The sequence below is a fragment of the Streptomyces sp. NPDC015125 genome (genome assembly GCF_043080045.1).
Lineage (GTDB): Bacteria > Actinomycetota > Actinomycetes > Streptomycetales > Streptomycetaceae > Streptomyces.
Genome location: NZ_JBIBVF010000001.1, coordinates 804148 through 826591, shown reverse-complemented (window position 1 = coordinate 826591; position 22444 = coordinate 804148). Strand labels below are relative to the sequence as shown.

The window sequence follows — 22444 nt, the reverse complement described above, 5'->3', positions numbered from 1 at the left end:
GTGATCCCTGGCCCCCAGGTCTCCTAGAAGAAGGTGCGGATGAACTCGGTGACCGTGCCGTCCTGCTCGACCAGAGGGATCAGCTGCCACTTGTCGAAGGAGGTACAGGGGTGCGACAGGCCCAGCCCGACCCAGTCACCGACCTCCAGGTCGCCGGCCCGCTCGGTGCGGACCCAGGCGTGCTGGTCGGACAGCCCGGTGACGGTGACGCCGTCCGCCGGCCGCAGGGTGCCGTCCCGGCCGGACCGTACGACCTGGGCCTGCGGCAGATGCAGGTCGTACGCCGCATCGCGCTTGCCCGCGTTGAGAAACGCCTGCTCGGGCGTGGGACGGGAGACGACCTGCGCCCAGAGGCGGAAGGCGGGCTGCAGGGCGCCTTCCTCCGGGATGCGCTGGAAGGGGGTGACGTTGCGGTAGTGGCCGTCGTCGTGCGAGACATAGGCGCCCGAGCGCAGCAGCTTGAGGGGCGGGGCGGTCAGCTCGGGGATCTCGGCGAAGACCTCGGCCACCGCATCGAACCAGGCGCTGCCGCCGGCGCTGATGACGATCTGGTCGAGGTCGGCGAACCGGCCCGCCGTGTCGAACGCCACGGCCAGCGCGACCAGTCGGCGCAGCCAGGCGGACACCCGCTCGGGGGTGGCGTCGGGCACCTCGCCCTCGTAGCCGGCGACGCCGACCAGGCGGAGGGTGTCCACGCCTGCGATGGCGTCGGCGAGTTCGAGGCATTCGGTCTCGGTCCGCACGCCGGTACGCGCGCCCTCGCCGGCGCCGAGCTCCACGACGACATCCACGGGGCGGGTGGCGCCGGCCTCGCGCAATGCGGTGTCCATCAGCTCGATGCCGCGCAGCGAGTCGACGTAGCACACGAAGCGGAAGCCGGGGTCGGCGGCGAGCTCACCGGCGAGCCAGCGCAGCGCGGCCGCGTCCACGAGCTCATTCGCCAGGAAGATCCGCTGGATGCCGTAGTGGCGGTAGACGCGGGCCTGGTGGGGGACGGCGGCGGTGATGCCCCAGGCGCCGTGCTCCAGCTGGCGGGCGAAGAGCTGCGGCGCCATGCAGGTCTTGCCGTGCGGGGCGAAGGCCAGGCCGTGCCGGGCGGCGTAGGTCTCCATCAGGGCCAGGTTGTGGGCGACCGACTCGGCGGAGAGGGCGAGGACAGGGGTGGTGAACCCATCGCGGAAGAGGTTGCGGCGCTCGGCGGCGAGCCGGCCGACGGTCCGGCCCTCGGCGTCCGGGGGGAGCGCCTTGAAGCGGTGATCGACCCGCTCGTCCGCGAGTTCCTTGAGTCCCTGCGCGAGCCGTTCACCGGCCATGGGGCCTCCTTGAAAGTCCTCGTTGCACTATCTGCAACACTCATTGCGCATATCGCTGACCGCTGTCTAACATCCGAGCCATCGCCCGGTCAACGGTGGGAAACGCGGCGGGAAGCGGCGGGAAACGGTCGGCACACCGTGCCGCACACGGCCGGAACCCGGTGCGGTACACGGCCGATACCCGGTGCGCCACACAGCCGGAAACCGGTCCGCGCAGGCACCACAGCGAAGGAGCGAAACCGATCGTGACCAGGCCCGCGAACGCCGGCGACACTCCCGTTCCGGAGGGCGCCCCGGTTCCGGAGGGCGTCCCGGTTCCGGAGGGCACCCCGGTCCCGGACGGCGCACCTGCCCTGGGCGGCACCCTTGTCCCGGACGGCACGCCCGTCCCGGACGTCGACGTCGTCTGCCTCGGCGAGTCCATGGTCACCTTCCTGCCGCAGCTGCCCGGCCGGCTCGCCGACGTACCCTCCTTCGACCGCGCCATCGGCGGTGCCGAGTCCAACGTCGCCTGCACCCTCGCCCGCACCGGCCACACCGCACGCTGGATCTCCCGGGTCGGTACCGACGGCTTCGGCGACCACCTCCTGGCGGCCATCGCCGGCTGCGGCGTCGATGTCACCCACGTCCGGCGCGACCCGTTGCGCCCCACCGGCATCTACTTCCGCACCGCGGGCGACCGCGCAACCGACACCCACGAGGTCGCCTACTACCGTGCCGGTTCCGCCGCCTCCGCCATGACGGCCGCGCACCTGGACCTGGACGCGGTCCACTCCGGCCGGATCCTGCACCTGTCCGGCATCACGGCGGCGCTGTCCGAGGACTGCCTCGGCCTGATGCGTGAGCTGACCGCCCGCCGCCCGGGGCGGCCGCTGCTCTCGTTCGACGTCAACTACCGGCCGGGGCTGTGGCGGGAGCGGTCACCGGCGCAGGAGCTGCTCGAACTGGCGCGGGGCGCCGACCTGGTCTTCGTGGGCGACGACGAGGCCCGGGACGCATGGGGCCTGCACGGGGCACGGGCCATCAGCGCGGCGCTGCCGGAACCGGACCTCCTGGTCGTCAAGCAGGGCAAGGGCGGAGCCACCGTCTTCCAGCGCACCACCAAGACGTCCGGGCGCGGCGACGACGCCGCCGGCACCGCGACCGGCGGGCGCGGCGACGACGCCGGCGGCACCGCGACCGACGGGCTCTATGACGACGCCGGCGGCACCGCCACCTTCGTCCCCTCCCTGGACGTCGACCTCGTGGCGGCCACCGGCGCCGGAGACGCCTTCGCCGCCGGATTCCTCTCCGCCACCCTTCGCGCTCTTCCCGTCCGCACCCGCATCCGCCACGGCCACCTGTGGGCCGCCGCCGCCCTCACCGCCCCCGGCGATCTCGCGACCCCGCCCGGCCGCGCGCACGCCGACCGCCTGGCGGACCTCGACGACGCGGCCTGGGGGAGACTGCACCTCGGCCCCGGCTGGACCGCAGCCGAAACATCCGGCAGCAGGGTCGAAGCATCCGGACGGAGGGCCGACGCCTCCGGCCGCAGGGCCGACGAGGAGGTAGGTACGCGGTGAACGAGCAAAGCGAGGCACCAGCATGAACGAGGCACCAGCATGAGTGAGCGGAGCGAGCGCATCATCGAAGGGCGCGGGCCGAGCGCATCCGAAGCCGAGCGAAGCGAGGTTCCGGCATGAGCCAGACCGTCGACCGAGCGCTGAGCATCCTGCCGCTGCTCGCCGAGGGACCCGCCGACCTGGGACAGGTCGCCGACCGGCTCGGTGTCCACAAGTCCACGGCCCTCCGGCTCCTGCGCACCCTCCACGAACACGGCTTCGTCTACCGCCAGTCCGACCAGCGCTACCGCCTCGGAGCCCGGCTCTTCGCCCTCGCCCAGCAGGCCGTCGAAAACCTCGACGTACGCGAGATCGCCCACCCCCACCTCGTCGAACTCAACGAGAAATGCGGACACACCGTCCACCTCGCGGTCTACGAGGAGAACGAGGTCCTCTACATCGACAAGGTCGAGAGCCGCTACCCGGTCCGGATGTACTCCCGGATCGGCAAGCCCGTCGCGATCACCGTCGCCGCGGTCGCCAAACTGCTCCTCGCCGACCTGCCCGAACCCGAGCGCCGCGCCCTCGCGCAGAAGCTCGACTACCCCCTCTACACGTCCCGTTCGACTCCCCACGCCACGGCCTTCCTGGCCGAACTGGCCAAGGTCGGCGAACAGGGCTGGGCCACCGACCTCGGTGGCCACGAGGAGTCCATCAACTGCGTCGCGGCCCCCATCCGAGGTGCGGACGGGCGCCTGGTCGCCGCCATGTCGGTCTCCGCACCGAATGTCGTCGTCACCGCCGAGGAACTCCTCACGCTGCTCCCGCTGGTACGCCGCACCGCCGACGCCATCAGCCGGGAGTACTCCGGAACCGCCATTCCCCAGTAACGACTGGGCCGTGACTCTGGCCCCGTAACCGCTGGGCCCGTGACTCTGGCCCCGTAACCACTGGTCCCGTAACCACCGGCCCCGTAACCACTGGTCCCGTAACCACTGGTCCCGTAACCACCGGCCCCGTACAGGAAGCCTGAATCCCATGACCGAGAAGACCGCACTCACCCCGGCCACCCACACCACCCCGCCCGCGAAGTTCTCCCACGGCGTCAAGAAGGGCAACATCCTCCAGGTCGCGGGCCAGGTCGGCTTCCTCCCCGCCGTCGAGGGCCAGGCCCCCACCCCGGCCGGCCCCACCCTGCGCGAGCAGACCCTGCAGACCCTCGCCAACGTCCAGGCCATCCTCGAAGAGGGCGGCGCCGGTTGGGACGACGCGATGATGATCCGCGTCTACCTCACCGACGTGGCGCACTTCGCCGAGATGAACGAGATCTACAACGCCTACTTCGAGGAGCAGGGCCTCAAGGAGGCCCCCGCCGCCCGCACCACCGTCTACGTCGGACTGCCCAAGGGGCTCCTGATCGAGATCGACGCCCTCGCCGTCCTGAGCTGAGCCGCCCCCTGTGCCTTTAGTGAGCCACCCGCTGTGCCTTTAGTGCATCCGCTAGTACATCCGCACCATCTGCCGCACGGCAGGGCACCCCGCACCGACGGGGCGCCCTGCCGCGGTCCCCCCTACCTGGAAATCCTCTGCCTGCCAACGGAGTTCCCCCATGTACCTCGCCGCCACGACCGCCGCCCCGGCCACCCCGCCACCACCACCCCACACCGGTGGACTGATCGCCCTGATACCGGGCACCGCGGGGCTTCTGACGGTCGCCGCCCTGGGCATCGCCCTGCTCCTCGTCCTGATCATCAAGGTCCGGCTGCAGCCGTTCGTCGCGCTGCTGACGGTCTCCATCGCGGTGGGCCTGGCCGCCGGGCTCTCCGTCACCGAACTCTTCGGCACGGTCCAGAAATCCGACGCCGTCTCGATGATCGAGACCGGTATGGGCGGCATCCTCGGGCACGTCGCCATCATCATCGGCCTGGGCACCATGCTCGGCGCGATCCTCGAAGTCTCCGGCGGAGCCGAGGTGCTGAGCTCCCGGCTGCTCCGCCTCTTCGGCGAAAAGCGCGAACCGCTCGCCATGGGCCTGACCGGTCTGATCTTCGGCATCCCGGTCTTCTTCGACGTCGGCATCTTCGTCCTCGCCCCGATCGTCTACGCGGCAGCGAAGCGCACCCAAGCACCCGACAAGCTTGGTGCAGGGGGGACCCCCACCGGCAAGTCGATCCTCCTCTACTGCATGCCGCTCCTCGCGGGCCTGTCCATGACCCACGCCTTCCTGCCGCCGCACCCCGGCCCGGTCGCCGCCGCCGGCCTCTTCAAGGTCGACCTCGGCTGGATCATCCTCATGGGCATCCTCTGCGGCATCCCGGCGGTGCTCGCCGCCTGGGGCTACGCGGCCTGGATCGGCAAGCGGCTCTTCGTCCCCGTCCCCCAGGACATGGTCGAGGCGGCGGAGGAGGCCAAGGCCGCGGTCACCGCGGAGAAAGCCGCGGCCGGCGTCAGGCCCGACGAGGCGCCGGTCCCCCTCGCCACCGTCCTCACCATCATCGGCACGCCGCTGCTCCTCATCCTCCTGGCGACCTTCTCCTCCATCGCCATGGCTCCCTCGTCCGGCCGCTCGGTGATCGAGTTCTTCGGGCACCCCTTCGTCGCCCTGACGATCGCCCTGTTGCTCTCGTACTACCTGCTGGGCATCCGCCGCGGCTGGTCCCGCAAGTCCCTGGAGACGGTCTCCACCGCCTCGCTCAAGCCGGTCGGCAACATCATCCTGGTCGTCGGCGCCGGCGGTATCTTCGGCGCCGTCCTCAAGGGCAGCGGGGTGGCCACCGCCCTCTCCGACACCTTCCACCACGCCGGTCTCCCGGTCATCGTCCTCGCCTACCTCCTCTCCCTCGTCCTCCGCGTCGCCCAGGGCTCGGCCACGGTCGCCATCGTCACCACGGCCGGCATCGTCGTCCCCCTCGTCGAGGGCCAGGGCATGTCCCAGGCCCATCTGGCGCTGATCATCATGGCGATCTCGGCGGGGTCGATCTTCGCTTCACATGTGAATGACGGGGGGTTCTGGATGGTCAGCAAGTACTTCGGGATCTCGGAGCGGGACACGCTCAAGTCCTGGACCGTGCTGGAGTCCGTGCTCTCGGTCGCCGGGTTCGCGGTGGCGGCACTGGTGAGCCTGGTCGTGTAGACGCCGGTCGTGACGCGCCGTCCACACACGTACGGGGGCGCCCGTCACGTACAGGGGGCGCCCGGAATCCGGCATCCGGCACCCGGCGCCCCCTGTACGTCACGCCGCGCACCCGTACGCCCGTGCCCCTTCGCGCGGCAGCACCGCCCACAACCGCGTTCCGTCCCCGGGCTCGGACGACTCCCCGAACCCCCACTCACCGTCACAGGCGTGCATCACACGGGCCAGCAACAGCAGCAGAGACCGCCGCCTGCCGTCACAGGCCGCCGCGAGACGGCGGTGGGTATGGCGCGGGTGCCCGTCGTAAAGGCAGATGCGCAGCGCGTCATCGCGATAGCGCAGCGACAGATAGACGCTGTCGGACGGCGTGAACAGACATGCACAGGCGGCGAGTTCACCGGTCACCTGGGTCGCGGCGGCGGTCACGTCGTACAGGCCATGTGCTTCCAGGATCGTACGGGCGGCGGACCGCGCGACGGCCGGACTGGCGAGAGCCGCGGGAAGAGTGAGGCTGAGGCCAGATTCTCCGGTACGCGGGGTGTACGGACGTCCAGGGGGTGCGGGTAGGCGGACATGGCTGTGGGCATAACAACTCCCTTGTGAACACGGGTGGTTGATGTGCAGCAGCCGGTGGCCTGTCTCCCTGGCGCGGGCCCGCCCCTCCCAGGGCAGGAGGAAATGCGGGCAGGCTCGCGCGATGCGCTTCCGGCTGTGTGGAGCGTGAACGTTGCGTTACTGAATGTAGGGAGGGTGGGGCACTGTGTCCACCTCGCTGGGGGGTATTTACCCCTAGGTGTGATGGACTGGGGTGGCCGCGCAGAGGCAGACTGACCCCGATCACCGCGCGAGAAGGGGCCGCATGCCGACCAGGACGACACCGACGGTGCGCCAGCAGCGACTTGGAGCAGAGCTGCGCAAGATGCGACTCGCTGCCGGAGCCACCACCGAATACGCCGCGGGGTTGTTGGGCATTGACCGGACGCGGATCTCCAACATGGAGGGCGGTCTCAGGCCGGTCTCCCCTGAACGTGTGCGCACCCTGGCCTGCAACTACGCCTGCCCGGACGAGTCGTACGTCGCAGCCCTGGTCGACATGGCCGTGAACAGGGAGCGAGGGTGGTGGGAGCGGTACCGGGGCACGCTTGCCGCTGGGATGCTGGACATCGCGGAGCTCGAATGGCATGCCACTCGCATCAGCACGATGCAAACGGTTCACGTTCCGGGACTGTTCCAGACCGAGGACTACGCACGAGCCGTCTTCACCGCTGTCTTGCCCCCTCCTACACGGCTGGAAGTCGAATTGCGCGTCGCCCACCGCATGGAGCGCCAGCAGGTCTTCGAACGGCCCGAGCCGCCTACCTATGTGGCCTTCGTCCACGAAGCGGCACTGCGCATGAGGTTCGGCGGAGTCGACGTCATGCGCCATCAGCTCAAGCACTTGTGTCAGGCGTCGGAACGTGAGGGCGTCGCTGTTCGGGTCCTCCCGGTGGAGGTGGGGGCCTTTCCGGGAGCCGGAAATGCCCTCCTGTATGCCGGAGGCGTCGTACCTCAACTCGACACGGTGCAACTCGACTCGGCCCACGGTCCGGCATTCACGCACGCTGAAGCCCAGCTCGCGAAGTACCGCGCCCATCTGCACTATATGGACAGCGCGTCGCTGACGGTTCCGGCTTCGCGTGACTTCATCCGTAACGTCGAGCGCTCACTCTAGGAAGGTCACCATGAACAACATCAACTGGGAAGAGCCTTACTGCGGCGAAGGCAACAACTGCTTCCGTATCGGGACCGACGGCCAGGGCAACGCCTACATCGCCGTGGCGGGTGCCGAGGGCGCCTACGTCAGTGACACCCGCGAAGCTCTCCGCACGCTCATCCGTGACATAAAGGCGGGCAAGGCGGATCACTTGCTCTAGGGAGGTCGCCATGCGAGACATCCGCTGGGAAGAGCCGTTCTGCGCCGAAGGCTCGGCGTGTTTTCGTCTCGGCACGGACGAAGACGGCAACGCCTACATCGCCGTAGCGGGCGCCGAGCACGCCTACGTGACCGACACCCGCGAAGCGCTCCGCACACTCATCCGTGACATAAAGGCCGGCAAGGCCGACCACCTGCTCTAGCAGCCCCGTAGGGGAACGAAGAAGGAGCGCCCGGCGCCGGTGCGGGACCGGGCCGGGCGCCCTTCGGTGGGCCGGTGTCGGGGTCACTTCGCCTTGCAGTACTGCCCTTCCTTGCCGATCGCCCGGTAGGGGCAGTCCGCGATCTCCAGGAGTCGCAGGACCGCCTCCCTGTTCCGTGACGTCTCCTTCGGAATCGCCGAGTCCTTCGGGTAGAAGCCGCCGGAGCCGAAGGATGACGGGTACATCTCGAAGGTGTAGGCGAACACTTTCTGGTCGCCCCACAGCCAGTCGTCGATCGCGCCGTCGGTGATGTACAGGTCGCTGGACTGCTCGGGGGTGTAGCCGTTGGTGGCGGCCATGTTCTTGCCGATGGTGGCGAAGGTGTCGTGGTCGTCCTGGGTCATGCCGGGGCCGGTGTCGTCGTCGGTGAAGCCGAAGGGCCACAGGACCAGTTCGCTGTAGGTGTGGAAGTCGATGGCGGCCTTGATCTGCTGTTTTCCGCCGACGATCCGGCTGTGGACGAATTTCGAGACGACCTGGACCTCGGGGGCGGAGGCGGCGGACTTGCCGCGGTAGGTCTCGGAGGAGGGGCTGGAGGAAGAGCCGCCGCAGCAGCCCCACTTGAAGTCCCAGTTGCGGTTGAGGTCGGTGCCGACGCTGCTGGACCCGCCGTTGGGCTGGCGGTTCTTGCGCCAGCTGCGGAACGAGCCGGAGGCGATGTCGTAGGCGCCGCCGTCCGGGTTGAGGTCCGGGATGATCCAGATCTCGCGGGAGTCCAGCATCTTGGTGATGCGGGGGTCGGTCTCGTACTTCGAGGTGAACTCGTTCAGGAGGTACAGGGCCATCTCGACGGTGAGGTGTTCCCTGGCGTGCTGGTGGGCGGTGAAGAGGACTTCGGGCTCCGCCTCGTCCTTGGCGACGTTCTTGCTGAGCTTGAGGGCGAGGAGGGCGCGGCCCTCGTGGGAGGTGCCGATGACCTGCTTGCTCAGGAGGGCCGGGTACTTGGCGACGAGGGCGTCGATCTCCTTCGTGGCCTCGTCGTAGGTGTGGTACTTCGTGTAGCCGGCGGGGAAGTCCTTGACCCGGGTGCCGGCAGGGGGTGCGGGCTCGGTGGCCGGGGGATCCGGCAATCTGCGGATTGAGTAGCCGAGTTGGCGGGCGGCGGCGGCCTGGGCGCGGTCCGCCGTGATGACGACCTTCCCGGCGTGGACCTCGTCGATGGTGGCGCCGGTCGCGGTGAGGGCGGTGCGCTGGGCGGGGGTGGCGAGGCCCGTCACCTCGTACTGATGGGGGAGTTCGGTGCTCGCCACGGATGCGGCGGCGGACCGGGCCGAGGGGGCGTCCTGCGCCTGGGCGGCGGCGACCGGGGCGGCGAGGGCGAGGGAGAGGAGCGCGGTGAGGACGGTTCTGCGTCCGCCGCGGATACGTGGTCGCATGCGGTCTCCTGTGGGGTGTGAGGCGAAGCGACGACGTCAGTTTTGGTGCGTTGGCATGAGCGGGTCAAGGTGTCGCACGGCCAGATGTGGGGCCGTCGGCGGACGGGGCGTTTCGAGGGGAAAACGGCAACTGCCCATCGGTTTCGGGAAATTCATTGCCTCATGCCGCGGTGGCGCCAACAATGCGCACGACAAAGCCGAACGCACCTGAGGGCGCTTCGGTGACATAAGCGGAGAGGACCCCCACATGAACAGACCTCTCGTCGGCACCCTGGCCACGGCCGTGCTGGGAGCCGCAGCCCTGGCGGGCACCGTCGGAACGGCCCACGCGGCGCCGCAGCACGGGGCGCAGCACGTCAAGCAGCAGAGCCTCACGCAGCAGCTCCCCCAGCGGCACAAGGCCAAGGCGGCGGACTTCGCCGGCACGGTCGCGCTGAGCAACTGCTCCGGATCGGTCGTCCGGATGCCCACCTCGCAGCCGAACGACCCGGCCCTGGTGATGTCCAACGGCCACTGTCTGGAAAGCGGTATGCCCGGTCCCGGCGAGGTCATCGTCGACCAGCCGTCCAGCCGCAGCTTCACCCTGCTCAACAAGTCGGCCGGCCGGGCGGGCACGATCAGGGCCACCAAGGTCGCCTACGCCACGATGACCGACACCGATGTCACGCTCTACCAGACCTCGTCGACCTACGCGCAGATCGAGCAGAAGTACGGGATCAAGCCACTGGAGCTGGCCACCGACCACCCGGTCAAGGGTGCGGCGATCAGCGTCGTTTCCGGTTACTGGAAGAAGATCTACTCTTGCAACGTCGACGGGTTCGTGCCCACCCTCAAGGAGGGTGACTGGACCTGGAAGGACTCGGTCCGCTACACCCCGCAGTGCAAGACGATCGGCGGCACGTCCGGGTCGCCGGTGATCGACACGGCAACCGGCAAGGTCGCGGCCATCAACAACACGGGCAATGAGGACGGCGAGAAGTGCACCGTCAACAACCCGTGCGAGGTTGACGAGAACGGCAATGTCACGGTGCACCAGGGCATCAACTACGCCGAGGAGACGTACGGGATACCGAAGTGCTTCGGCGCCGGCAACAAGCTGGACCTGAGCGCGGCCGGATGCGCGCTGCCCAAGCCGGCGGCCATCCGTAGGTGACGTGAGGCGAAGCGCGACGCCGGATGCCAGGTCCCGTGCACGGGGTGCGCGGGACCTGGCTTTGTATGGGGGGAGGGGGCGGAAGCAGACGTTCCGCTGAGGGCCGCTGGGCCGGTATCCGCCATTTCACTCCGGGGTGATGGTCATGACGAGTAGCCCAGAACGTGTTCTCTGGGACGTATCTCTGTGGATAAAGTGCTGAGCGTATGGCGCCGATGGCGCAGAGCTGTGCCGATCCGCGGTCCCGGGGCCCCCGGCGGCCGGAGGGAGTGGGGGAGCGACGTGCCGACCGCGATTGCAGTCACCAGCCCGGACCTCGCGCTGCCCCCGACCGACCGGCAGACCCCGGCCGCCGTCGTCCTCCAGGCCCCTCATCACCAGTCCCTGGACGACGCCTTGGTGGAGACCAGCGCCGTCCTGGAGCACCACGGCCACCTCATCGTGCTGTACTCCTCGGCCTGCCCGCCGGAACACATCCGCCGGCTGCACACCCTGCGCGCCGTCCTGGAGAGCGACCGGATCGCCATCGTGCCGCTGTCCCTGCCGCCGCTGGGCGTGGCGTTACTGGCCCGTCAGCTGCGGCAGTTGTCGCTGTGCGATTTCAGCCCCGGCGTGCTGGCCAGCGCCGCGCGGCTGCTGAGTCACTACCTTCACACCGGCGCCCTGCTGAGCAGCGTCAGCGGACTGGACCGGATCGAGGTCGATCTGCGGTCCCATATGAAGTCCTGGCTGCCCGGCGCGCACTTCGCGGTGCTGGCCCATCCCGGGCCACAGTTGCTTCACGTGGACCGGCACAGCACCGAGGCCGGGCTGCCGGCGCCCGGGTTCGCCACCCAGCTCACGGTGGCGCGCGGCCAGCTCACCTCCGAGTGGGTGACCGGGACGCTCGCCCCGGCCTGGCAGGTGCAGGGGGTGTACGAGGCCCGGCTGCCCGCCGAGTCCGCCCGGTGGTGGGGGACCCAGAAGCTGATCGAATTCGCGGCGGCCATACCGGACGTGTCGGTCCTGCGCCGGCTGGTGGCCTCCGTACGGCGTGAGGAGTGCGGCTGGTGTGGCCTGGAACTCCTCGGCGACCGCTGTGCGTTCTGCGCGGCGCCGCTGGCACGGGAACGGGCGGCGGGGGGTGGCGGCTCGGGCCAGGGGCCGGCGGCCATAGGGGGCCCGGATCACCGGCCGGGACAGGCGGGACAGGCTGGACAGGCGGGACAGGGGGCGGCCGCTGTGCAGGCCCTTACTGCTGCGCATCCCTCGGCGGCTTCGGTTTCCACCTCGGCCTCGGCCTCGGCTGCGGCTCCTACGTCGGCTTCCGCTCCCTCGGCGGCTTCGGGCCCGGCGTCTGGTCCTGCTCCCTCGGCCGCTGCGGCTCCTGCACCCACTTCCGGTCCCGCTTCCGCTCCAGCTTCCGCTCCAGCTTCCGGTCCCACTTCCGCTCCCGCTTCCGCTCCCGCTCCCGCTTCCGCTCCTGTTCCCGCTCCTTCGCCGACCGCTGCCCTGCCTTCCGCCTCCGCCTCCGCCCCCGCGCCCCCTGCGTCTCCTCAGGCGTCGGCGTCGGCGTCCGCTCCGGCCCTTGGTCCGGGTCCGGCTCCTGCTCCTGGTCCGGCCCCTGCTCCGGCTCCGGCTCCTGCTCCTGGTCCGGCTCCTGCCTCCGGAGGGCCGGGTGAGTCCGCCGCTCCCTCGGAGCCGGCGGCCGGTCAGCCTCCCTCACCGTGGGACGCGCGCGGCCTCTCGCCGGTAACGCCGCCTCCCGGGGTGGCAGGCGTGGCAGGTGTGGCAGGTATGGCAGGTATGGCCGGTGTGTTCGGCGTGCCGGGCGCGGCGGGTGTACGGGGTGGTGGCGGGCCCGGTGAACCGGGGCAGTGGGATGTCCGCGGGCCGGATCTCGCGGCGGGCTGCCCGGACGCGTCAGGGAACAGGAATCCGTACGGCTCCGGGCGCCCGGTGCCGGGCAACCCCTACGCGTCCGACGGCCCTCGCACCCCCGGCCACTGGGACCTGCCCGGTCACCCCGATTTCACCGGCCACTCGGAGCAGCACCACTCGGAGCAGCACCACTCGGAGTATCAGGGCCACTCGCAACATCCCGGCCACCCGGAGCATGCCGGGCACCCGGACCCGTCCGGTCGGCCGGAGACCCCCGGTACCCCGCGGACGGTGGCCCGAGTGCGCTGAGCCCCCCCCGGGCCGCCCGCGCCCCACCGCCTCCGGCCACCCGTGCCCTACCGCCTCCGGCCGACCCCGTCAGCCCTTCCGGCCGACCCCGTCGGCCGCCGCCGGCCGCCCCCGTCCGGCGACCGCCCGCCCCCTGTCCCCCGCCCGTCCCCTTCCCGTCCCGATCGAGGTCCCTCCCCCATGAACTCACGCCAGCGCCGCGGAGTGATCCTGCTGCTCCTGTCGGTTCTCTGTGCGGTCGGCGCGTTCGTCGGCGTACTGTCGGTGATCAAGAACGTCGAGTCCAAGGTCGGTCCCGAAAAGACGGCGTACCGGCTGAAGACGGATGTCGCGGCCTATAAAGCGCTGGATCCTGGGCAGTTCGAGAGGGTGAAGATGCCCGAGCGGTGGCTGCCGCCCACCGCCGTGACCGATCTGGACAAGGTCAGCGGCAGGATCGCGGTGACGCCGTTGAAGAAGGGGTCGCTGCTGCAGGACGACATGATCGTCGAGCGGCCCGCGCTGAAGGCCGGACAGCAGGAGATCGCCATCATGATCGACGCGGCCACCGGGGTGGCCGGCAAGATCAACCCCGGTGCCCGGGTGAACATCTACGCGACCTTCGAGGGCAAGCGCCCCGAGGACAAGCCGGTCTCCAAGGTCATCGTCTCCGGCGCCCAGGTGATCGACGTCGGCAAGCTGACGCCGCTGGAGGCCAAGGATCCCGGCGACACCACCACCACGGCGCGGCAGGCCGGTGACGCCGTCCCGATCACCTTCGCGCTGAACACCCAGGACGCCCAACGGGTCGCGTACGCCGAGTCCTTCGCCTCGCACGTACGGCTCGCCCTGCTCGCCCCCGGCAGTGAGGCCACCGTCCCGCCCGGCCAGCGGACCTACACCCTCGACGGCGACAAGTGACCCGGAGGCTCAGGTGACCATCCGTATCCTCCCGGCAATCGGCGACCCGGACGCCGCGCGAGCGGTGTCCGCACTGCTCAACCAGCTGCCCGACGCCGAGCCCGCACCCGCCGTCGCCGACTCCGCCGCGCTGATCGACGCGCTGGCCGACGCCGCCGCCCAGGGGGCCGGCGGGTCTTTCGCCGGTGCCCCGCCCGAGGCCGGCACGTCGTCCGGAGTCGAGGCGCTCCCCGAGGTCGTGCTCGTCCATGAGCGGATCGGTCCGACGCCGGCGCTGGAGCTGATCCGCGAGGTGGCGCTGCGCTTCCCCGCCGTCGGCGTCGTACTGATCACCACGGATGCCGGGCCCGCGCTGTTCTCCGCGGCGATGGACGCCGGTGCCCGCGGCATCGTCGGACTGCCGCTCGGCTACGACGAGTTGGCCGCCCGGGTGCAGGCCGCCGCCCAGTGGTCGGCGGGGGTACGGGTGCACCTGGGGGGCAGCCCCGAAGCGGCCCCCGGGCCGGCCGGCACCCTGGTGACCGTGACCGGCGCCAAGGGCGGGGTCGGCACCACCGTCACCGCCGTGCAGCTGGCGCTGGCCGCACGGGCCGCGGGCCGGAGCGTCGCGCTGGTGGACCTGGATCTGCAGTCCGGCGATGTGGCCTCCTACCTGGACGTCCAGTTCCGCCGCTCGATCGTCGATCTGGCGGGCATCGCGGACATCTCCGTACGGGTGCTCCAGGACGCGGTGCACGACCACCACACGGGCCTGGGGCTGCTGCTGGCGCCCGAGGAGGGGGAGCGCGGTGAGGAGGTCGACGACCGGGCGGCCCGCCAGATCATCGGCGCGCTGCGCTCCCGCTACGAACTGGTGCTGGTCGACTGCGGCTCCCAGATGCAGTCCGCCAACGCGGCGGCCGTCGAACTCGCCGATGTGGCCCTGTTGGTGACCACCCCGGACGTGGTGGCCGTACGGGCGGCCAAGCGGCAGGTGCGGCTGTGGGACCGGCTGCAGATCCGTCAGGCGGAGGACACCACGACGGTGGTCAACCGCCTCACCCGTAACACCGAGATCCAGCCGCCGCTGGTCGCCAAGGCCACCGGCACCCAGGTCGCCAGGACCCATGTGCCGGCCGCCTTCAAGGAGCTTCAGCCCTGTGTCGACGCGGGCCGGATGCAGGATCTCGACGGGCGGTCGACGGTCCGGCAGGCGCTGTGGGCGCTGGCGGGCGAGCTCGGCCTGGTCGAATCACCGTCCGTGCGGCGGGAGGGCCGGGGCAGCCACCGGGCGCGCCCGACGCTGACGGGGCGCCGGCGCAAGGCCATAACGCCGGGGGCGGCTCCCGGTTCCGGGACGGGTCAGGGTCCGGCACCGGGGCCGGCCTCCGGGGCCGGGTCGGGGTCCAGGGCGGGGTCGGGGTCCGGGGCAGGGTCGGGGGCAGGGTCCGGTATCCGGTTCGGCGCACGGCGGGGCTCCGCGGCGGCGGCCGGCGGCTCGGGCCCGTTCGATCCGGCCGGTCCGTACGAGGAGGGCTGAGCGGTGCGGCGCCCACTGGGCGGCAACGACCGGGGGCAGGTCGCCGTGGAGTTCATGGGGCTGCTCCCGCTGATCCTGCTGATCCTCGCCCTGCTGTGGCAGCTGGTGCTGGTCGGCTACGCGTTCTCGCTCGCCGCCCACTCCGCTGACCGGGGTGCGCGGGCCGGTACGGCGACGGAAGGCGGCGGCTCCGGCGCCTGCCAGGCCGCCGCCGAGGACGAACTGCCCAGTTCCTGGCGGGGCGGCGCGAGCATCTCCTGCCGCCCCGAAGCGGGCGTGTGGAAGGCGATGGTCCGGATCGAGGTCCCGGTGCTCTTCCCCGGCGCGGGCAGCTTCCCGTGGCCGGTGAAGGGCTCGGCCGGTGCCGCGAAGGAGGACCCCCGATGAGCGTCGTACGTCGGCCTGCCCGGCTCCGTCTGCCTGCCCGGCTCCGCGGCCACGGCCGCGACCGGGGCACGGTGTCCATCGAATTCCTCGGCTTCCTGCCGATCCTGCTGGTCATCGGGCTGGCCGTGGTCCAGCTCGGACTGGCGGCGTTCGCCGTCCAGCAGGCCGGTACGGGAGCGCGCGCCGCGGCCCGTACCGCCTCGATGGACAGCGTCGACCACCCGCCCGCCCCGGAGGCCGCAGGCCGGGCCGCGATGAGCGGCTGGGTCGCGCGCGACGCGGAGGTCCTGGTGGACGGCGGCGGGGGCGACACGGTCCGCGCGACGGTGCGCGTCACCATCCCCTCCCTGCTGCCCGGCGTCAAGGACTTCGGCACCGCCTCCCGCAGCGCCACCATGCCCCGCACGGCACCCGGCACCCCGGGCCTCGGGCAAGCCATGGACACCTACGAAGGAGCACTCCCGCGATGAGCCTGAAAGCCCGGATCGTCGCACCCGAACCGGCCGGTGAGGCACGCCAGGACAGCAATATGGTCGCCGTCTACCGCGCCAAACTGCTCGAAGAGATCGACCTCGCGGAGATGTCCTCGCTGGCCGCGGCCGAGCGCCGCGGGCGGCTGGAACGCGTGCTGGGCCACATCATCAGCCGTGAGGGCCCGGTGCTCTCCACCGCCGAACGCGCCCAGCTCATCCGCCGGGTGGTGGACGAGGCACTCGGCCTCGGGGTGCTGGAGCCGCTGCTCGAAGACGCCTCGATCACCGAGATCATGGTCAACGGCCCCGACCAGGTGTATGTCGAGCGGGCCGGCCGGGTCGAGCTGCTGCCCGTCCGCTTCGCCTCGCACGAGCAGCTGATGCAGACCATCGAGCGGATCGTCTCCACCGTCAACCGGCGGGTCGACGAGTCGAATCCGATGGTCGACGCCCGGCTGCCGTCCGGCGAACGCGTCAATGTCATCATCCCGCCGCTCGCGCTGAACGGCGCCACCCTCACCATCCGCCGCTTCCCGCGCGCCTACACCCTCGCCGAACTCATCGGCATGGGCACGCTCGACGAGCAGATGCTGATGCTGCTGGCGGGGCTGGTGCGGGCCAAGTTCAATGTGGTGGTCTCCGGTGCCACCGGTGCCGGCAAGACCACCCTGCTCAACGCGCTCTCCGGACTGATCCCGGACGGCGAGCGGATCATCACCGTCGAGGACGCCGCCGAACTCCAGCTCCAGCAGAGCCATGTCATCCGGCTGGAGTCCCGGCCGCCCAACGTGGAGGGCAAGGGCCGGATCACCATTCGCGACCTGGTGCGCAACTCCCTGCGGATGCGCCCCGACCGCATCATCGTCGGCGAGGTGCGCGGCGGCGAGACCCTCGACATGCTCCAGGCGATGTCCACCGGCCACGACGGTTCGCTCGCCACCGTCCACGCCAACAGCGCCGAGGACGCCCTGATGCGGCTGCAGACCCTGGCCTCCATGTCGGACGTCAAGATCCCCTTCGAGGCGCTGCGGGACCAGATCAACAGCGCCGTCGACTGCATCGTCCAGCTCACCCGGCACGCCGACGGCTCCCGCCGGATCAGCGAGGTCGCCCTCCTCGACTCGCGCGGCCACGAGGACTACCGCATCGCGACGGTCTGCCGCTTCGACGCCGAGCCGATGGGCGCCGACCGCATCGTGCACGGGCGGTTCCGCTACTTCCCGCTGCCGCGACGGGTCGCCGAACGCCTCTTCATGGCGAGCGAGCCCACCCCGCCCGCCTTCGGCGTCGCCACCGATGACGCTCAACTCGCCACCCGGAAGGCCCTCTCATGACCGGCGGGAACCCCCTCGCCCTGCTCGCCATCGGGGCCACCCTGCTGTGCGGGGTGCTCGCGATCGCCGGCGTACGGACCTACGCCGCCGGGCACGCCCAGCGGCAGGCCGTCGTCGACCGGCTCGACGACGAGCGCAGGCTGCCGGCCGACGGACGCCGGCGCCGCTTCCCGTCCGTCGACCGCGCCCTGCGCGGCACCCGCTTCGGCCGTCGCCTCGAACTGCGGCTGGCCGCCACCGGCCTGGATGTCACCCCCGGCGAATTCTTCATCTATATGCTCGGCGCGGTGCTCGCGCTGTGGCTGGTCGCGCAGGCCGCCCTCGCCCCGTTCTTCGGCCCGATCGCCGCGCTGGTCGCCGTCTGGGCGGCGTTCGCCTTCCTCAACTGGCAGCGCCAGAAGCGCATCGAGAAGTTCATCAACCAACTGCCCGAGCTCTCCCGGATCCTCGCCAACGCCACCCAGGCCGGGCTGGCGTTGCGGACGGCGCTGGGCATGGCGGCCGAGGAGCTGGAGGCCCCGGCCGGTGAGGAACTGGCCAAGGTCTCCGACAAGCTCTCCGTCGGCCACTCCATCGACGAGGCGCTCGGCGAGCTGGCCGAACGCCTCCCCTCCCGCGAACTCGTCGTCCTGGTGACCACCTTGGTGCTCTCCAACCGCGCCGGCGGCACCGTCGTCGGCTCGCTGCGCAACCTCACCAAGACCCTGGAGGAGCGCAAGGAGACCCGCCGCGAGGTCCGCACCCAGCTCTCCCAGGTCGTCGTCACCGCCTATGTCGTCCCGCTGCTCGGCATCGGCACCCTGCTGCTGATGAACCGGATCGCCCCAGGCGCCATCGACCGGATGACCTCCTCCTTCCTCGGCCAACTCGCGGTCGTGGTGGCCTTTGCCCTCTACGGGCTCGGGTTCTTCTTCATCCGCCGGCTGTCCAAGGTCGACGTCTAGACACCGGCACCGGCCATCGGCACCGGCCATCGGCACCGACACGGGCCATCGGCACCGTCACCGTCCATCGGCAGGCGTCACCGGCCACCGACACCGGCATCGACACCGGCATCGACACCGACATCGGTATCCCCAGGGGAACAGGAAATGGGAATCGGAATTCTGCTGGCCGCGGCCTTCGCCCTCTCGGTCGCCGGCATCTGCTGCGGTATCGCGCTCTACCGCCGAGAGGCCCGGCTACCGCCCGACCTGGCGCTGTCCCTGGAGGTCGGCGCGACGCGCACCACCGTGGTCGGCTCCGCGGTGGACCGCACCGGGATGCGCTATGCGCCGCTGGTGCTGCGGCTGATGGGCGACAAGCGCACCGCTCGGGTCCGCCGGCGGATCGACCTGGCCGGCAATCCCGGCGGGCTGACCGTCGACCGGTACGCCGCCCGGCGTGCCGTCTACGGGGCCCTCGGCTTCTTCGGCGCGCTGGTGATGTTCCTACGCGGTCAGCCGCTGCTCGGCGTCCTGATGGTGCTCTTCGGACTCTTCTGGACCGAGGTCGGCATCTGGGCCGCGATCCGCCAGCGCAAGGACACCATCGAACGCACCCTTCCGGACTTTCTGGACGTGCTGGCGGTCGTGGTCAGCGCGGGACTGAGCTTCCGTCAGGCACTGGACCGGGTGGCGGAGAAGTACGAGGGGCCATGGGCCGATGAACTCCGCATCACCCTGCGGCAGATGGATATGGGCGTCAGCCGCCGCGCGGCCTTCGAAGAGCTACGCAAACGCAACGACTCCGAACAGGTCGCCCAGTTCGTCACCGCCCTCCAGCAGGGCGAGGAACTCGGCTCGCCGATCGTCGAGACCCTGATCCAGATCGCCAACGACATGCGCCGCACCGACGCGCAGAACGCCCGGCGCCGCGCCGCCCGCGCGGTCCCCAAGGCCACCATGGTCGTCACCACTTTTATGGTTCCGGCCACGATGATCCTGCTCATCGCCGGGTTCTTCCTGGGCTCGGGGACCAGCTTCGGCTCGCTGATGGGGGAGTGAATCGTGCCACAGGCCCCGGCCCCGGCCCCGCCGGAGGCCACCTGGCGCCGCCGGTCCGGGCTCGGCACGGCCACGCCGGCTCACCGCTGCGCGGCCCCTTCCGTCCTTCGTGCCGTCTCCTCCGTCGGCACCTTCCACGGCGGTCATGCCCCCGGGCCGCCCTTGCGGATGCACATCTTCGGGCGGGCGGCCGCTGTGCCGGTCTCGCCGCCCGCACTCGGCTTCGGCGGCCCGCATCCGGCCGGATGGCTGTGCTTCACCGTCGGCTTCTCGTCAACTCCTTCGCAAGAGCAACGAGTTGTGTCACAGTGGGTGGGCGGACGGTTTCGCTCGCGCTACGGCGCGGAGGGGTCGCACGGTCCACATGGGCAGGGGAACGGGGCATGGTGCCGGAGGGGGAGCGGGGGTGGGTGAGGTGCGACTGAGTGGCCGAAATGCGCCGTTGTGCCCGTCGTCTGTGATCCCAAATGAGGATTGGGCACGCATTCGCTGTTCCGGGCACGCTGTTCCAGCGTACTTTTCTCGTGTCGTGAGCGCGGCCGACCGCGCCGGCACCACGGGGACAGACCAGCCGGACCAGAGCGGTACGGCCGCCCATGGAGGGGAAGACGATGGCGAAGCGTATTTTGGGGAACGACCGGGGACAGACCTCGATCGAGTACCTCGGCATCATCGCGGTGGTCGTGGCGATCGTCCTGGTCCTGTCGACCACGGACTTCGGCAGCCAGATCGCGAACGCCATCGCCAACAAGATCTCCGACGTCGTCGGTATTTAGGCTCCGTCGCTGCCGCCACGGTCGTGCCGGCCACCACTCCACGCCGCCGGCGCGACGCCGGGCAGGCCTTTCCGCTCTACATCGTTGCGGTCGCGGGCCTGCTCTTTCTCGCGCTCGCTTTCTTCGCCGTCGGACAGGCCGCGGCCACCCGCAACGGTGCGCAGACCGCCGCCGACGCGGCCGCGCTCGCTGCCGGCCAGAAGTACCGCGATCTGCTGACCAAGAGCTTCCTCGACGGCCTCCGCGACGGGAGCTACGAGAGCAATCGGGCCGTGTGGAAAGACCTGCTGAACGGGCGCGGCGTCCAGTCCGACGCGGCCTGCGAGCGCGCGGGCTGGTTCGCCGGACGCAACGGCGCCGACCTCTCCGGCGCCGGGACCGCCTCGGGGACCGGCTCCGGGACCCGCTCCCGCTCCGGCTGTACCGCGGACTCCTGGCCCACCTCCTTCGCCGTAGCGGTCAGAACCCGCAACACCGTGGGCAATTCGGTCATCCCGATGACCAAAGGCACCCACGGGGAGGCCGAGGCGAAGTCCGTCGTCGAGCCCCGCTGCACCCTCGATCCCGCCAAGGACGGCACGGGCGACACGGGTGGCACGGGCGGACCGGGCGGCAAGAGCGACGCGGGGGACGAGGGGGACAAGGACGGCACGGGCGGCAAGGACAAGGGCGGCCCCAAGGCCACGCCCCTGGACATCACCTGCGACGGAAAGCGCTGGACGCTCGACCCCGACAACCTCCGGCACCTCCCCGACGCCTCCGACCTCTTCGCCGTACGCCTCGCCCATTGACCGGCCACCCCCGTATCCGATCGCACTCCGCCCCCCGCCCCGCACTCCGCCCCGCGCACGCACCTCCGAGACGACCAGACGACGATCAAAGGAATCGCATCCCATGAGCATTCGGCGCACCACGAAGGCCGCCAGAGGAGCGGTCGCCATGGCGAGCGCTGTCGGCCTGGCTCTCGTCGTGGCCGGCTGTGGTGGTGGCGACGGCGGCACGAAGGGAACGGACGGCGACAAGCCCCCGGCCCGTAGCACCGCCCCCAAGGACAGCGGCCCCGGCAGCCCGGCGGCGGACTCCGACAAGGTGATCGGGGAGATGAAGGGGCCGGACGGCGTGGTGGTCACCCTGCACTCCGTCGTCCGTGACTCCGGCGGCTTCGTCACCGTCAACGGCACGGTGTCCAATCACGGCAACCGCGCCTTCAACGCGATCGACTGGCGTTCCAACGAGACCGAGCTGCGGTCCCGTTCCTCCATCTCCGGAGCCACCCTCGTCGACAAGGCGGGCAAGAAACGGTATTTGGTGCTGCGGGACACCAACGGCGAATGCCTGTGCACGACCGGTCTCAGCGGTCTGATGCCGGGGGGCAGCCGTCCGATCTTCGCGCAGTTCCCGGCGCCGCCGGCCAAGGTGACCCAGGTCGACTTCCAATTGCCGACCATGCCCCCGGCCAGCGTGCAGATCACGGATTGAGCGGGCACCGATGACCGCGACCCAGCTGCCCCGAGGATGCCGCGCGCGCCGAGCGCCCCGTACGGCCGTCACCGCCGCCGTCGCCCTGTTGCTGACCGCGGCGCTGACGGTCCCCGCCGCCCACGCCGATCCGCCGGGCCTGACCGAGGACTCCAGCCCCCCGGTCCACATCGACCCCAACGACCCCGACCTGCGGATGGTCCAGGGCGCCAAGCTCGCCCCGTCCAAGGTCCTCAACATCAAGTCCATCGTCGAGACCGACGACGGCTCCGAGCGCCGCCAGGACACCAACGACAATGTGACCTTCTCGCTCCAGGCGGAGGTTCTGTTCGACAAGGACAGCGCCAAGCTGTCGTCGGACGCACTGTCGCGCATCGGCACCATCGCGGCGGAGATCAAGAAGCAGAACGCCACCCGCCTGCGGGTCTTCGGTTTCACCGACAATCTCGGCTCGGCGAGCCACGGCCTGGTCCTGTCCAAGCAGCGGGCCAACGCCGTCCAGCAGGAGCTGGCCAAGGACCTCGGCTCGTCCGTCGGTTTCCAGATCCGCGGCTACGGCGAGCAGTACCCGATCGCCGACAACGGCACCGAGGCAGGCCGTAAGAAGAACCGCCGGGTCGAGGTCAGCTTCCCGCGCGCCTCGTGACCGGTGCCGGAGCGGGCGCCACCGGGAGCGGAGGCGGCCGGCCGCGGCTACCCCGCCGTCTCTGTCGGCATACGGCCGCACCGCT

At 70.7% G+C, this 22444-nt stretch carries 23 protein-coding genes; 20 read left to right on the top strand and 3 right to left on the bottom strand.

The genetic code is table 11. The features are described 5' to 3' along the window. Positions 1-23: 23 nt before the first annotated feature. Positions 24-1313: an amino acid deaminase gene (locus tag ACF088_RS03590; RefSeq protein WP_392373705.1), complete on the bottom strand. Its 1290-nt coding sequence runs from the start codon at positions 1311-1313 to the stop codon at positions 24-26. Between the two features lie 422 nt (positions 1314-1735). Between ACF088_RS03590 and ACF088_RS03585 the strand changes: the two genes are divergently transcribed. From ACF088_RS03585 to ACF088_RS03570, 4 genes are all read left to right on the top strand, one after another. Continuing rightward, complete coding sequence (locus tag ACF088_RS03585) at positions 1736-2875, top strand: sugar kinase (protein ID WP_392373986.1); 1140 nt, start codon at positions 1736-1738, stop codon at positions 2873-2875. A gap of 116 nt (positions 2876-2991) precedes the next feature. Next, entirely contained in the window at positions 2992-3744 is a 753-nt protein-coding gene (locus ACF088_RS03580) for an IclR family transcriptional regulator (RefSeq protein WP_392373704.1), read from the top strand. Positions 3745-3892: 148 nt separating this feature from the next. Next, positions 3893-4303 (top strand): RidA family protein, encoded by a 411-nt coding sequence (locus ACF088_RS03575; protein WP_392373703.1) that lies wholly within the window; start codon positions 3893-3895, stop codon positions 4301-4303. A gap of 160 nt (positions 4304-4463) precedes the next feature. Continuing rightward, on the top strand, positions 4464-5987 hold the full coding sequence (locus ACF088_RS03570) for a GntP family permease (protein ID WP_392373702.1): 1524 nt from the start codon (positions 4464-4466) through the stop codon (positions 5985-5987). Between the two features lie 99 nt (positions 5988-6086). Here the strand turns inward: ACF088_RS03570 and ACF088_RS03565 are convergent, their stop codons facing one another. Further along, positions 6087-6413, bottom strand: coding sequence for a hypothetical protein (locus tag ACF088_RS03565; RefSeq protein ID WP_392373701.1), 327 nt, complete (start codon positions 6411-6413; stop codon positions 6087-6089). A gap of 433 nt (positions 6414-6846) precedes the next feature. Here ACF088_RS03565 and ACF088_RS03560 point away from each other — a divergent pair, with 433 nt between their 5' ends. Genes ACF088_RS03560 through ACF088_RS03550 form a run of 3 tightly spaced genes read left to right on the top strand, consistent with a single transcriptional unit; the run spans position 6847 to position 8102 of the window. Continuing rightward, entirely contained in the window at positions 6847-7698 is an 852-nt protein-coding gene (locus tag ACF088_RS03560; protein ID WP_392373700.1) for a helix-turn-helix domain-containing protein, read from the top strand. A gap of 10 nt (positions 7699-7708) precedes the next feature. Beyond that, positions 7709-7900 (top strand): hypothetical protein, encoded by a 192-nt coding sequence (locus ACF088_RS03555; RefSeq protein ID WP_392373699.1) that lies wholly within the window; start codon positions 7709-7711, stop codon positions 7898-7900. Between the two features lie 10 nt (positions 7901-7910). Next, positions 7911-8102 (top strand): hypothetical protein, encoded by a 192-nt coding sequence (locus ACF088_RS03550; RefSeq protein ID WP_392373698.1) that lies wholly within the window; start codon positions 7911-7913, stop codon positions 8100-8102. 83 nt (positions 8103-8185) lie between these two features. Here ACF088_RS03550 and ACF088_RS03545 read toward each other — a convergent pair whose 3' ends face one another. Next, positions 8186-9538 carry a M14 family metallopeptidase gene (locus ACF088_RS03545; RefSeq protein ID WP_392373697.1) on the bottom strand — a complete coding sequence of 451 codons (1353 nt, stop codon included), beginning with the start codon at positions 9536-9538 and terminating at the stop codon, positions 8186-8188. A gap of 247 nt (positions 9539-9785) precedes the next feature. Here ACF088_RS03545 and ACF088_RS03540 point away from each other — a divergent pair, with 247 nt between their 5' ends. The 13 genes from ACF088_RS03540 to ACF088_RS03480 all read left to right on the top strand — a co-directional run bounded on the left by ACF088_RS03540 (position 9786) and on the right by ACF088_RS03480 (position 22359). Continuing rightward, positions 9786-10691, top strand: coding sequence for a serine protease (locus tag ACF088_RS03540; protein ID WP_392373696.1), 906 nt, complete (start codon positions 9786-9788; stop codon positions 10689-10691). 282 nt (positions 10692-10973) lie between these two features. Next, the gene (locus ACF088_RS03535) at positions 10974-12860 is read left to right on the top strand and encodes a hypothetical protein (RefSeq protein ID WP_392373695.1); all 1887 of its coding nucleotides are present in this window, start codon (positions 10974-10976) and stop codon (positions 12858-12860) included. 180 nt (positions 12861-13040) lie between these two features. Next, the gene (cpaB, locus tag ACF088_RS03530; RefSeq protein WP_392373694.1) at positions 13041-13760 is read left to right on the top strand and encodes a Flp pilus assembly protein CpaB; all 720 of its coding nucleotides are present in this window, start codon (positions 13041-13043) and stop codon (positions 13758-13760) included. 13 nt (positions 13761-13773) lie between these two features. Further along, complete coding sequence (locus ACF088_RS03525; RefSeq protein ID WP_392373693.1) at positions 13774-15279, top strand: CpaE family protein; 1506 nt, start codon at positions 13774-13776, stop codon at positions 15277-15279. A gap of 3 nt (positions 15280-15282) precedes the next feature. Beyond that, positions 15283-15666 carry a TadE/TadG family type IV pilus assembly protein gene (locus tag ACF088_RS03520; RefSeq protein ID WP_392373692.1) on the top strand — a complete coding sequence of 128 codons (384 nt, stop codon included), beginning with the start codon at positions 15283-15285 and terminating at the stop codon, positions 15664-15666. Then, positions 15663-16136: a TadE/TadG family type IV pilus assembly protein gene (locus ACF088_RS03515; protein ID WP_392373691.1), complete on the top strand. Its 474-nt coding sequence runs from the start codon at positions 15663-15665 to the stop codon at positions 16134-16136. The genes ACF088_RS03520 and ACF088_RS03515 overlap by 4 nt, the downstream gene beginning before the upstream one ends. Then, positions 16133-17473 (top strand): CpaF family protein, encoded by a 1341-nt coding sequence (locus ACF088_RS03510; RefSeq protein WP_392373690.1) that lies wholly within the window; start codon positions 16133-16135, stop codon positions 17471-17473. Before ACF088_RS03515 ends, ACF088_RS03510 begins: the two co-directional genes overlap by 4 nt. Then, positions 17470-18417, top strand: a complete 948-nt coding sequence (locus ACF088_RS03505; protein WP_392373689.1) for a type II secretion system F family protein — start codon at positions 17470-17472, stop codon at positions 18415-18417. The genes ACF088_RS03510 and ACF088_RS03505 overlap by 4 nt, the downstream gene beginning before the upstream one ends. Before the next feature lie 147 nt (positions 18418-18564). Further along, entirely contained in the window at positions 18565-19458 is an 894-nt protein-coding gene (locus ACF088_RS03500; RefSeq protein WP_392373688.1) for a DUF5936 domain-containing protein, read from the top strand. Positions 19459-20069: 611 nt separating this feature from the next. Then, positions 20070-20234, top strand: coding sequence for a membrane protein (locus ACF088_RS03495; protein ID WP_018089307.1), 165 nt, complete (start codon positions 20070-20072; stop codon positions 20232-20234). Positions 20235-20257: 23 nt separating this feature from the next. After that, positions 20258-21025: a pilus assembly protein TadG-related protein gene (locus tag ACF088_RS03490; RefSeq protein ID WP_392373687.1), complete on the top strand. Its 768-nt coding sequence runs from the start codon at positions 20258-20260 to the stop codon at positions 21023-21025. Between the two features lie 103 nt (positions 21026-21128). Then, positions 21129-21713, top strand: a complete 585-nt coding sequence (locus tag ACF088_RS03485) for a hypothetical protein (RefSeq protein WP_392373686.1) — start codon at positions 21129-21131, stop codon at positions 21711-21713. A 10-nt stretch (positions 21714-21723) separates the two neighbouring features. Beyond that, positions 21724-22359, top strand: coding sequence for an OmpA family protein (locus ACF088_RS03480; protein WP_392373685.1), 636 nt, complete (start codon positions 21724-21726; stop codon positions 22357-22359). Positions 22360-22444 lie beyond the last annotated feature (85 nt).